Source organism: Steroidobacter sp. (assembly GCF_016790065.1).
Taxonomy (GTDB): domain Bacteria; phylum Pseudomonadota; class Gammaproteobacteria; order Steroidobacterales; family Steroidobacteraceae; genus Steroidobacter.
In genome coordinates this window covers 1-12144 of record NZ_JAEUPY010000699.1, presented here as the reverse complement: position 1 = coordinate 12144, position 12144 = coordinate 1, and the positions used below count along the sequence as shown (strand labels likewise).

Below are 12144 nucleotides of genomic sequence, written 5' to 3'. Positions count from 1 at the left end.
GAGCTGCAGATAATTGGCCGGAGTGTAGTTGCGCGTCGTTGTGGTTGGCTCGCTGTTCGCCGAGCGCACCAGGATCATGTCGTTGGAGATGACCTTGAACGTCAGGCCGGTGCCTTGGAGCAACATCGTCAACGCCCGAGTCGGCTCGAACTCGCCTTTGACTGGAGCAATACGCTTGTCGCCGACCAGCTCAGTGGCGAAGAAAATCTGCCGGTCGCATTGACGCGCGAACTCGCTGAGTGCGGTACTCAACGCCTGTTCTTGAATATCGAAATGGACTACCGCGGTACCGGCGCCGACTGCCAATGGCGCGGCCAGCGCCAGCAATCCGCCGATCAATTTGGTTAACGCCCTGGTCGAAGTATCGGTGCTCATACGCTCCCCGTCTTATTACTTTGTGCAGCAGGCACTGAGTAATACGCAGTGGGATGGGCAACCCGCCTGTCGCGGCATCACTGCTGCGATGTCAGCACGATCTCAGCATCACCGCGCGAGCTCACAGTGACGGGAAAATAACTTTGTAACACCGCGACGAACGCTTCCTGATCGCCGGCGCGAAACACACCATTGACGCGCACAGCAGCCAACGCAGCATCGTGCACGACGATCTGCTTCTGGCTATAACGATTCATTTCTTCGATGGCTGCTGCGAGCGGCTGATCGTCGACGAACACCCGACCGTCGCGCCAGGCAGTCACGCGTTCGACGTTCACTTCCCGAATCTGCACATCCGGTGCGTTGCCGGCAGCGCCTAGCGGCCGAATCGCGGCGCTGTTCAACACCGCTGTCAGTTGCTGCCCCGGTAACAACGACTGGTGTGCCGGATCGCGAGCATCGCTGCGATCCACGTTCACTTTGCCTTCCAGCAACGTCACTTGCACCGAGCTCGCATCCAGACGGACGTCGAACTCAGTGCCGACCGCGACTATTTCCCGATTCGCCGCGCGCACTACGAAAGGACGTGACGGATCCTTCGCCACACGGAACATGGCCTGCCCTGCCAGCAGCCGCACTGAGCGACGCTGCTCGCTGAAGCTGACTTCGATCTGCGAACCGGCATTGAGCTCGAGGATGGAACCATCCCGCAAACTGACGGTGGAGCGCTGGGCTATCTGGGTGGAGTAGCTCTCGACGTTATCGATTCCACCGAGCTGTGGCTGCAAGGCTTGCGTCGCCACGCCACCCACCACCAAAGCGAGGCAGGCTGCTGCGACCCAGACTTTGCGTCGGCGCCTGCGCTCGACGGCAGTAACGACGTTGTCTCGCAGACCACGCACGTCCGCTCGATTCAGCCCGGCATTGAGCGTTGCCAGTAACGTCTGCAACCGTTCGAAAGCCGCGCGATGCGCCGGATCGGCATCGCGCCAGGCAGCGAAGTGCGCCCGATCCTCATCGGTGCAATCCGGGGAACGCAGGCGCGTATCCCAAAATCCCGCTTGCTCGCTGATCGGCTCGGGTGGCGGCGGCGCCGGGCCTTTCTGCGTGGTACTCATGGCTAAGGGTCGATTCGTTTCAACAAGTGGGCGCAGGCTCGGGTCATGTGCTTTTCCAGCGTACTGACCGCGATGCCGAGCTGGCTGGCGATCTGGGCGTGCGACAGGCCATGTAAGTGGTAGAGCGTGAAAACTTCGCGCGTGCGTTCCGGCAGCTCGTGCAAGGCCGCGATCATTTGCTCGATCAGTTGCGAACTCTGCACCAGCTGTTCCGGGCTGGGCGTGCCGAGCTGGGCCCCGTGGGTGTCGTCCTCATAGGGCTCATGGGCCGTAGAATTGCGTACAGTCAGACGCCGTTGCCGATCTCGTAACAGGTTGTTCGCGATCTTGAAAAGATAGCCCTCGACGCCGGCGGTATCGGCCACCCGCGCGCCACTGGCCAGGCGCAGAAACACGTGCTGTACCAAATCTTCCGTATCCGCCTCCCGCCCAATCCGCTTCTCGAAGAAGCGTTGTAGCGGCCGCCGAAAACGGCGCGACAACTGCTCGATGACAGCATCCTTGCGCGCTGGCGCAGGCGGCGTATCGACCGGGCTGGTGGATGTCGGCGATTCGGGCATGCCTGAGCGCTACCGGATTCGGCTGGGGCCTCTACGGTAATACGCAACCGCCCGGCCGACCCGCCTGCCCGGCAAATATTTTTTTTGACCGCCCGCCAGTCGATCACTAGTGCGGCACGTTCTTGAGGAAAGTGGCGATATCGATATTGCCGCCACTCAAGACCAGACCAATGCGCTTGCCTGCAATGTCCCCGCGTTGCTTCAATGCCGCCGCCAATGGCATTGCTCCGGCACCCTCGGCGAGATTGTGCGTGTCCGTCCAGTAGGCGCGGATCGCTTCGCCGATTTCCTGGTCCTCGACAGTAACGATGTCGGCAACACCTCGACGAATGATGTCGAAAGCAGCCGGATCGGGAATTCGGGTGGCCGCGCCATCGGCAAAGGTCTTTGCCTCCGGTGTCGTCACGATGCTGCCGGCTTGAAACGACAGCGCGTATGAAGGCGCACCCGCCGCCTGGACACCGACGATCTCGGTGGCCAGGCCGAGCAGATCGCGAACCAGAATGCAGCCGCAGATGCCGGAGCCCAATCCGACAGGAACATACAGACGGCTCAGCCCGGACTCTGCTTCCAGCAGTTCCAGCGCATAAGTGGCCACACCGAGAACCAGATCGCGGTGGAATGACGGCACCATCTCCAGTCCATCGCGGCTCGCGATCCGTTTTGCCTCTTCGCGCGCTTCGTCGAAGTCCGCTCCGTGCTCGATGAGTCGGGCACCCAATGCAATCATTGCACTGTTCTTTTCTGGATTGTTGCCGTGGGGTACGACGATGGTCACCGGAACCCCGTAACGTCCAGCCGCAAGGGCAAGGCTTTGGCCATGATTGCCGCGCGTGGCGGAAATGATGCCCTTCACCCCGCTGCGTTCACGTTGCAGGCGCTCGACATAGATCAATCCGCCACGAACCTTGAAAGCACCGGTGGGCAGATGATTCTCGTGCTTGACGACGGCACTCGTGCCTAGGCGAGCGGACACCAGTGGCCACTCCCGTTGCGGGCTTGCCGCTGTCACCTGACCGATGATGAGTTGTGCCCGACGCAGTTCTTGCAGCGTGAACATTGTGCCCCTCGTTACGCGACGCAGGGGCAGGACGATACACGAACTGCCGGTGGCCTGAACGGCTCGACGTTCCGGCGCCTCAATTCATTGTCTGAGTCGGATTTTTCCGAGGCGCGAGTGACAGTTTGCGGACATTGGTATCGTGCTTTACCAAGCTGCTGCGTACCGCGCGGGTGCGCAGTCGATAACGCATGTCGCCCAGTTCCAGCACGTCGCCGTCTTGAAGCAGATATTTCCGAACGTGTTCGCCATTCACATAGCAGCCGTTGGTACTCTTCACATCCTCGATGATGACGCCCGTCGGCCCGACCAGCAGTCGTGCGTGGCAGCGACTGACCATCTTTGAAGGAATGCAGATGTCGTTCTCGCTGGTGCGCCCAACGCTCAATACTTCGCCGGTGAGGTAAAACGTCGGCCCATCGTGCCCGACCGGCTCCAGCATATGCTCGACGCCATCGCTCTCGGCGTCATCCTCACGTTGGCCAATACGATTCACGTCACGTTTGATGGTGGCGAGTGCTTCCACGTGTACCGCCAGATCGGCTTCCAGCGCGGCGATCCGATTGTCTCTGGTGAAAATCTGGTCGGTCAGATTCTTGGTGCGCACTCGAGCATTGACCAGCTGCGCGTCCACCGTGGACCGTTCGCTGCGCGCCGTCACCAGCTCGGCCATCAGTTCTTTGATTTGATCGCTACCGGCGCGAATCGTTTGCTCAAAGCCGCGGGCCGCCGCCTCTTGCTCACTGAGCGTGCTGCGCAACTTGCCAAGCTCTTCGGTTCTTTCTTTCAGCAGTTGTCGCTGGCTCTGCTCTTCGGCTCGAGCGGCGACCAGTTCGTGGTGTAGCTGCGCCAACTCGGCGTTTCTACTCTCCAGATCGGCGGTGCGCTCCTCGAGCTCGGTGGCAGCGGATCGCAGAACGTCACGCTCTTCAGTGAGGCTCTGGATTTGCGCATGGGTCTGCGCCAGCTGCGCATCCTTTTGTTCCCCGACTTCGTTGTTCGCTAACAGCAAAGCATGCTCGTCGTGCAACTTCTGCTCGGCCGCGGCCAGCTGTGTCGTCAGCTCAGCACTGGCTGCGACCCCTTGCTCCAGTCGCTGACTCAAATCGACCACGTCACGCTTCAGATCCTCGATCGTGCGATCACGCAGCGTCACGGTAGACACCGCTTGCTCGCAGGCCATCAACTTCACCGCCAGTTGTCTGGACAGACGCGACGCGACGTCCTTCTCTTTGCTGACGGTTTTCTCGAGTGCAGCGATCGCTTCTGCACGCTCGCTGAGCTGTTGCTCGCGAAGCCGTGCGACCTCATTCAACTCCGCGCGATCTTCGTAGAGCCTCGCATTGTCCGCTTGGAGCGCTTCCATCCGCAGCTCGGCCTGCGCCTGCTCGGCCCGAAGTGCTTCACAGTCATTCTGCAGCAACGCATTGCTTTCGTGCGTTGCTGCCACCTCGGCTTCGAGCTCGGCAAAGCGACCGAGTATTCGCTCGACGTTGATGGTCAGCGCTTCGGCCTGGGCGTTCGGCTTGGTGACGGTGGGCGGCGCAACTTCGTCGTCTGAATCGGCGTCAAGCTCGTCGGCCTCGAGCTCATCGCCATCGAGGTCATCGCGATTGAGGTCATCGACGGCGCGCAGACCCTGCACAGCCCAGGCATCTGTGCGCGACAGATTCTTTTCGTTGCCGGCGAGGCTCGCCTCGTAGGCAGCGACGTCCAGAACCGGAAGTTCATCCGTGCGGTCGAGATCCATGATGGGTGTATCGATTTGTGTGGACATCAATCCCCCCAGGCACTGTGCTGACCCGCTCCCCGCATCTTGCCGGTTTTTAGGCAGCGCCCGGCTCCTGCTTATATATAAGTTAGAGGCCGCTGTTACAACAATGCCGAGGGCCTCTGGCGCAAACGGTAAAAAGTTTCGACACTTGCAGGGCCGGCGCCGGCACAGCCTTCGACAAAGTACCGTTTTTCCCTACTTATCAGTACGTTCTAGTCACCTGCGGTAATGGCCCACCGGTATACTGCGGCGTGGCGCAACAACGTTGAACAGGAAGCCCCGGGATGTCCATCGAACCAAAGGCCGCATTGCCCGCGCTCGAGCGCATGCAGCCGGGCGATCATTACTGCGGCATCTATCGCAACGACGCCGATCATCGACGCATCATCATCGATTTCATTCGGCTCGGCATCGAGCGCCACGAGAAGATGCTGTACATGGTGAATCTGCAGACCGCCGAGCAGCTCAAAGCAACGCTATCCAGCGCCGGCATCGATGTGGCCACGCTGGTCGACACCGGCCAACTGGTGATCGCCACTGCCAAAGAGGTCTATCTGGTGGACGGCGTGTTCAATCCTGAAAAGATGATCCAGATACTGACCCAAGAAACGGCCAACGCACTCGCCGCCGGCTACTCGGCGCTGCGAACCACCGGCGAGATGACTTGGGCACTGGCCGGCGATCCTGGCTCGGAGCGGCTGCTCGAATACGAAGCCCTGCTCAACCAGTTCTATGCCTCGGGCGTCAAATCCTATTCGATCTGCCAATACGATCGGCGCCGCTTCGATGCCGACCTGCTGGTGGACGTGCTACATACCCATCCACGCGTGCTGCTCGACACGAACGATCTCGACAACTCAGCGATGTATTACGTGTCGCCGGATGCCTTCCTGACGGCCGAACGTCCCAATGCCATTCTCGACACTTGGTTGGCCAACCTCTCCAACAAGCCCGTCGCGGCACGAACCTGACACGACCGCGCCTCAATGCCAGAAGACCTGATCCGCTTCGCACAGGAGATGATGGATCTCTCCGGCCACGCGGAGTTGCTAGCCTGCGCTTGTCGCACCGCTGCTGAAATTTCCGAACAACAGACGTTCATTACCCATTCGCTGCCGCGGCGAAGTTGGGAGAATGCGACGGTGTTTTGCTCCAGCACGGGGTTTGCTGCCGTCCCTGCTGCCGCTCGCTCAGCGCTGTTTGCTGTGTATCGGCAGCTTTCGCTGACGCCTGGCCCGCTGCAGCTCAAACGAGATGTCGGTACCGAGTCGATTTTCGGCGCGCTACTGCCTGAAGGCGTCGCTACTCTCGATGCCATTCCTCTGCGCAGCCGCGGCGGTCAGCTCACCGGCGCCATCGTCACCGGCGGCCAGGCGGCTAGTCAGGCCTCAACAGCACAGCTGCAGAAACTCCAGTCCATCGCCGCACTCACCGGCCCGGCGATGGCGGCAGCTTGGCGACACACTCAGGCGCGACGCGATCAGGAGCGCTTGCAGTTGCTCTCCGAGACCACCGGCGAGAGTCTGTGGGACTGGAACATCTCGCTGAATGAAGTCTGGTGGGGCGGCAACCTGAAGCAGTTGTTCGGCGAGGACGCGCCGGTTTCGAGACGCTCGGATTGGCGACGCACGCGCATTCATCATGACGATGCCGACCGCGTCATCGCATCGTTCGAGGCAGCGCATGCCTCGAATGTTTCTTCGTGGAGCGACGAGTATCGGTTACGTACGCCCGACGGAGCCATCGTCGATGTTCGCGAACATGTCTATTTTCTACGCGAGGTCGATGGCATTGCGTATCGCGCCATCGGCACGGTGCGCGACATCAGCCCGCTTCAGCAGTTACTGACGCGAGAAAAACGCGCCCGCGGCGACGCGGAGTCAGCGAATCAACGCTTGCAAGAACTCAATGCCACTCTGGAGTCGCGCGTTCAGCAAGCTGTCGAGGACCAGCGTCAGGCTCAGGAAGCCCTGCGACAAAGTCAGAAAATGGAAGCCATGGGACAACTCACCGGTGGCGTGGCGCACGACTTCAACAATCTGTTGACCTTGATCCTGGGCGGGCTGGACACCATCCACAGGAATCTGGATCGACTGCCGTCCAGTGAAGTGCTGCCTCGCGTGCGCCGTGCGACTCAGATGGCACAGCACGGCGCCAAGCGAGCCGCGACGCTGACTGCACGACTGCTCGCAGTATCGCGTCAACAATCCTTATCGCCCACGCTGGTCAATCCCAACCGATTGCTGTCGGGGATCACAGATCTATTGCAGCGGACGCTAGGCGCAACGACTGCCATCGAGACAGTGACCGCTGCCGGCATCTGGGGGGCGTTCATCGACGCCAGCGAACTCGAGAACGCGCTGATCAATCTCGCCGTGAACGCACGCGATGCCATGCCCGAAGGCGGCCGCCTAACCATCGAGACAGCAAACACACACCTCGATGACGCGTACGTCGCAGCACTCGCTGAACCTGTCGCCCCAGGCCAGTACGTTTTGATTGCGGTGTCCGACACCGGCACCGGCATGAGCGCGGCCACCTTGGCTCGGGTCTTCGAACCTTTTTTCACGACCAAGGACGTGGGCAAAGGAACGGGCCTCGGTTTGGCTCAAGTCTACGGTTTCGTGCGACAGTCCAACGGTCACGTGCGCATCTACTCGGAGCTCGGTGTAGGCACCACGGTCAATCTCTATTTCCCCAAAGCGCAACCCTCCGCGTACCTCACCGAGCTACCGTCCGAACACGCCGCGACTACAGCTGACGGCGGCAATGAAACCATTCTGGTCGTCGAAGATGACGAAGCGCTGCGTGAGTATTCGGCCGGAATCCTGGAAGAGCTAGGCTACAAAGTGTTGCTGGCACGCTCCGGGCCGAGTGCCCTGGAACTGCTGCAAACCAACGCCGACGTCGCCTTGCTGTTCACCGACATCGTTCTGCCGGACGGCTTGAACGGCAAGCAATTGGCGGACGAAGCGCTACGACGTCGCCCGGGCTTGAAGGTGTTGTATGCGACCGGCTACGCCAGGAATGCGATCGTTCATAACGGCCACCTGCCCTCCACCATCGATCTGATCACCAAGCCCTTCACCTCCGAGGAGCTGTCGACCAAGTGCCGGGCCATTCTGGATAGAGCCGCGAATACCTAGGCGATCCTGGTTCGCTGTATATTGCGCGCCTCAGATCCTGGTCACTCCCTGCGGCACGATATCGGTCTCGAATGCAACTGATCGCCACCTGTCCCGAAGAAACCAAACCAGCCCTGGTTCTGGAACTCGAAGCCCTCGGTGCGAGCAGCATCGTTCCCGCCTACCGCGCGGTCGCCTTCGAGGCCAGCGACGCGCTTTTCTATGAGCTGCACCTCAAGCTGCGCACTGCCAGCCGCATTCTGAAAGTCATCAAGGAAGTGCCGGCCAAGACGCCGGAGATGCTGCGCTCACAGGTCCGGCGCATCCGCTGGGGTGAGCTGTTCGACGCGCGCCATGGCTTCATGGTCGAAAGCCAGGGTGACGATGCCGACCAGGGCGGCATGGCCCCCAAGCAAATCATCACCCAGGTGCGCGAAAGTATCCGTGAGGTGTTCGAGCGCTCCCAGGGAGTCGCGCCGACGGTCGATCGCGCTGAGCCCAAAGTCGTCGTGGTGGCCCATCTGAGACACGGCCGCTGCATGCTGAGCTTCGACACTTCGGGCAAGTCATTGCACAAGCGCGGCTATCGCGAGCAGGGCCATCCGGCACCGCTCAAAGAAACACTGGCTGCGGCGATGCTCATCATGGCCGGTTACGACGGCAGCCAGCCCTTCATGGATCCGATGTGTGGCAGCGGCACCATTGCCATCGAAGCCGCAATGATCGCGGTCCGCAAAGCCCCGCAGATCCATCGCAAGAAAGGCGAGTTTCATTTCGAGTGGCTCAAAGACTTCGATCGTGAACTGTGGCGCGTCACTCAGGACCGCTTGCGTGCCGAGAAGCTGGAAGCTCCCACTGCACCCGTCGTTGCCTCAGACATCAATGCAACCTATGTCGCGATGGCGAAAAAGAGTGCGTTGGATGCGCGTGTCGAGAAGTACATGAATTTCAGCACCGGTCGCTTCCAGGACGCTGAGCCACCCGCGACATCCGGCATCCTCGTGACCAACCTGCCGTATGGCGAACGCATCGGCAGCAGCGAAGGCGACATCGTGCAGCTGTATCAGGAAGTGGGCGACACCCTGAAGCAAAAGTTCAGCGGCTGGCAGGCTGCCATTTTGGCCGCCAGCGCGTCTCCGTACAAAGCGATTGGCCTCAAGCCCAAACGCACCATCGCTCTCATGAACGGCAGCATTCCCTGCAAGCTGCTCATTTTCGAACTGTATGCAGGAACCCGGCGGGCGCCACGCGTCGCGGAATCGCCGGCTACTTAACAAGCGGTGGCCGGCTTGCTGATCCTGAAAACCTTTGCCTTGTTCGTTTTGACTGCCGTCGCCGAGATCGTCGGTTGTTATCTGCCGTATGTCTGGTTGCGGAAGAATGGTTCGCCACTATTGCTGATACCAGCCTTTGCCTGTCTCGCGTTGTTTGCTTGGCTGTTGACGCTACATCCCGCGGCATCGGGGCGCGTCTATGCCGCATACGGCGGGGTCTATGTCGCTGTGGCGTTGGTGTGGTTGTGGAAAGTCGATCGTGCGCCGGTGACTATGTGGGATATCACTGGCGCCGCGGTCGCGATCGCAGGCATGGGCATCATCGTTTGGGGCGGTTGGCGCGCTTAAGGGATCTTTGCGAGATCACTCGTAGCGAAGCGCATCGATGGGCGTGAGGTTGGCTGCTTTGCTGGCCGGCAGGATGCCGAACACGATACCGACCAACGCTGAGAAACCGCAGGCGCCGAGCACGGCCCACCACGGAGCACTGGGCGGTGGAAAATTGGGAATGGCGCTGGCGACCAGATACCCCAAGCCGAAGCCGATCACGATTCCGATCAGGCCGCCGATCACGGCGAGCACCACGGACTCGATCAGAAACTGCATGAGCACGTACTGACGCGGCGCGCCGAGCGCCTTCGCGATACCAATTTCACGAGTGCGCTCGGTGACCGACACCAGCATGATGTTCATGATGCCGACGCCGCCCACCAGCAGCGAAATGCCGACGATGCCGGCCACGACCAGTGTCACAGTAGTCATCACCTGCTCGAAGGTCTTGGCCAGCATATCGGCGGCCTCGACGCGGAAATCATTGGGCTCGTCTTTGCCGAGTTGATGCAGCCGACGCATCAACATCGTAATCCGCTGCCGGGTAGCTTCGAGCGCTTCCGGATCGTCGACGGTGAACGTAATCCAAAGATCGGGCTGCGAGATGATGCCGCTGATGGCCAGCGCAGTCTGATACGGCATCAGCAAGTAGTTGTCCTGGCTGACCCCGAACAACTCGCCCCGCGCCTCCAGCAAGCCGATGACCTTGAACCACTCGTTGCCGATCTGCACGAACTCCCCGGCAGGATTCTGCGGCAGCTTCAGATCGCGGCGCATTTGTTCGCCGAGGACCACGACACGACGGCGATTGGCATCGTCGCTGTCGGAGATGAAGCGACCGAGCTTGGGAAAACTCTGCTGCACATCCTGATAGCGCGAGGTGGTGCCGAACATCTGGCCCGTGGCAGTGTTCGCGCCGTAGCGAACTTGCATCATGCCGCCCTGACCTGCGAACACCATCGGCGTGATGTTGCTGATACCGTTGACACGGAACTGTAGTTCTGTGAGATCAGTCAACCGCAGTCGGTTGATCTTGCCGCGTAGCTGATCCTGCATCGGAGTGTGAGATCGCAGCGTCAGCGTGCTGCCGCCGAGCGCCTGAAACTGACTCGCGATCGAATACGACAACCCCTGCACGATCGAAATCACACAGATGACCGACGCCACGCCGATCACGATGCCTAGCATGGTTAGAAAGCTGCGCAGCCCATGCGCGCGAATGCTCATCAACGCCGAGCGCAAGCACTCCTGCACGGCGTAGAAGCGGCTACTCAACCTGTCTTCCGATTCGCTATCGACCTGAGCATTCGAGGCCATTACACAGCTCCCGTCGACGGCACTCGCCTGTCATCCGCCGCGATGCGCCCATCGTGCAACCGAATGGCACGCTGACAATGATTCGCGATGCCCTGATCGTGGGTGACGATGATCAGTGTCTGGCCGTCCGCATGCAGTTGGCCGAACAGCTTCATGATTTCCTCGGCGGTACGGCTGTCCAGATTTCCCGTCGGCTCGTCCGCCAGCAACAGCTGCGGACGGCCTATCAATGCACGCGCGATTGCCGTGCGCTGGCGCTGGCCACCGGACAACTCATTGGGCCGATGATTCAAACGATCGCCAAGGCCGACGCGATTGAGCGCCTCAGCAGCGCGCTCGCGGCGAACCGCAGGTGAAAGGCCACGATAGATGAGCGGTTGTGCCACGTTCTCGACGATGGTCGCGCGCGGCATCAGATAGAAGCTCTGAAACACGAAGCCGATCTTCCGATTGCGCACGCGTGCCAGAGCATCGTCGTTCAAACCGGCCACCGCTTCGCCGTCGAGGCTGTAACTGCCTGCGCTTGGCGTGTCCAGGCAACCCAGGATATTCATCAGCGTCGACTTGCCCGAGCCCGACGCACCCGTGAGCGCGACGTATTCATTGCGCTCCACTCGCAGATCGATGTCTGCCAGCGCAGCGAACTCATTGTCGCCGAGCTTGTAGGTCTTGCAGATCCCGTGCAGTTCGATCACAGCTCGCTGCTCGTCCCCGCGGCGGCCGGCTCGTCGGCTTTGGTTGCAACCTTGCTGGCGACGCGGTCACCTTCCTGCAGATAACGCAACGTCTTCGCCGGCCCGCTCGCTACCACTTCACCAGCGCTCAAGCCATTGGTGATTTCGATATGGACGTCGTCAGCCGCGCCGGTTTCTACGTCACGCTTGCTCGCCTTGCCATCCTTGATCACGAACACGCTCGCCTTGCCCAACTCGTTGCGGTCCGGCGTTTCTTCATAGCTCACAGCCTGCACCGGCACGGCCAGCGTGCGCTGTGTGCTTTCCAGCCGAGTCGAGATTTCCGCGCGACAGCTCATACCGGGATGAAACTGCATGTCTGGCGAGGCCTGCAGACGGATCTTCACCGGATAAGTCTTGCTCTGCCCCGCATTCTGTCGGGGCGAGACCGCCACCTGCTCCACTGCGCCCTGCCAGGATTGTTTGGCATACGCCGCAGGCACGATTGTCGCCGGCAGGCCGACTCGAACGCGCGCG

At 60.8% G+C, this 12144-nt stretch carries 12 protein-coding genes; 4 read left to right on the top strand and 8 right to left on the bottom strand.

Features of this window, described 5'->3' with window-relative positions; all coding sequences use genetic code 11:
• The 5 genes from JNL55_RS28810 to JNL55_RS28790 form a co-directional block, all read right to left on the bottom strand.
• On the bottom strand, positions 1-375 hold a 375-nt coding region (locus JNL55_RS28810), incomplete at its 3' end, for an STN domain-containing protein (RefSeq protein WP_293862799.1).
• 77 nt (positions 376-452) lie between these two features.
• Positions 453-1493 carry a FecR family protein gene (locus JNL55_RS28805; RefSeq protein ID WP_293862797.1) on the bottom strand — a complete coding sequence of 347 codons (1041 nt, stop codon included), beginning with the start codon at positions 1491-1493 and terminating at the stop codon, positions 453-455.
• 2 nt (positions 1494-1495) lie between these two features.
• Positions 1496-2053: an RNA polymerase sigma factor gene (locus JNL55_RS28800; protein ID WP_293862795.1), complete on the bottom strand. Its 558-nt coding sequence runs from the start codon at positions 2051-2053 to the stop codon at positions 1496-1498.
• Between the two features lie 106 nt (positions 2054-2159).
• Positions 2160-3113, bottom strand: a complete 954-nt coding sequence (locus JNL55_RS28795) for a threonine dehydratase (protein ID WP_293862793.1) — start codon at positions 3111-3113, stop codon at positions 2160-2162.
• Positions 3114-3192: 79 nt separating this feature from the next.
• On the bottom strand, positions 3193-4890 hold the full coding sequence (locus tag JNL55_RS28790; protein ID WP_293862791.1) for an FHA domain-containing protein: 1698 nt from the start codon (positions 4888-4890) through the stop codon (positions 3193-3195).
• 281 nt (positions 4891-5171) lie between these two features.
• On the opposite strand from JNL55_RS28790, the gene JNL55_RS28785 reads away from it, so the two are divergent.
• The 4 genes from JNL55_RS28785 to JNL55_RS28770 all read left to right on the top strand — a co-directional run bounded on the left by JNL55_RS28785 (position 5172) and on the right by JNL55_RS28770 (position 9634).
• A complete protein-coding gene (locus JNL55_RS28785; protein ID WP_293862789.1) occupies positions 5172-5858 on the top strand; it encodes an MEDS domain-containing protein in 687 nt (228 codons plus the stop codon).
• Between the two features lie 15 nt (positions 5859-5873).
• Positions 5874-8033, top strand: a complete 2160-nt coding sequence (locus JNL55_RS28780) for a PAS domain-containing hybrid sensor histidine kinase/response regulator (RefSeq protein ID WP_293862787.1) — start codon at positions 5874-5876, stop codon at positions 8031-8033.
• Positions 8034-8104: 71 nt separating this feature from the next.
• The gene (locus tag JNL55_RS28775) at positions 8105-9286 is read left to right on the top strand and encodes a THUMP domain-containing class I SAM-dependent RNA methyltransferase (RefSeq protein ID WP_293862785.1); all 1182 of its coding nucleotides are present in this window, start codon (positions 8105-8107) and stop codon (positions 9284-9286) included.
• 15 nt (positions 9287-9301) lie between these two features.
• Entirely contained in the window at positions 9302-9634 is a 333-nt protein-coding gene (locus tag JNL55_RS28770; RefSeq protein ID WP_293862801.1) for a YnfA family protein, read from the top strand.
• Positions 9635-9649: 15 nt separating this feature from the next.
• Here the strand turns inward: JNL55_RS28770 and JNL55_RS28765 are convergent, their stop codons facing one another.
• The 3 genes from JNL55_RS28765 to JNL55_RS28755 all read right to left on the bottom strand — a co-directional run.
• Positions 9650-10933 carry an ABC transporter permease gene (locus JNL55_RS28765; RefSeq protein ID WP_293862783.1) on the bottom strand — a complete coding sequence of 428 codons (1284 nt, stop codon included), beginning with the start codon at positions 10931-10933 and terminating at the stop codon, positions 9650-9652.
• Positions 10933-11628 carry an ABC transporter ATP-binding protein gene (locus tag JNL55_RS28760; protein ID WP_293862781.1) on the bottom strand — a complete coding sequence of 232 codons (696 nt, stop codon included), beginning with the start codon at positions 11626-11628 and terminating at the stop codon, positions 10933-10935. Before JNL55_RS28760 ends, JNL55_RS28765 begins: the two co-directional genes overlap by 1 nt.
• On the bottom strand, positions 11625-12144 hold a 520-nt coding region (locus JNL55_RS28755; RefSeq protein WP_415923183.1), incomplete at its 5' end, for an efflux RND transporter periplasmic adaptor subunit. The genes JNL55_RS28755 and JNL55_RS28760, both read right to left, overlap by 4 nt.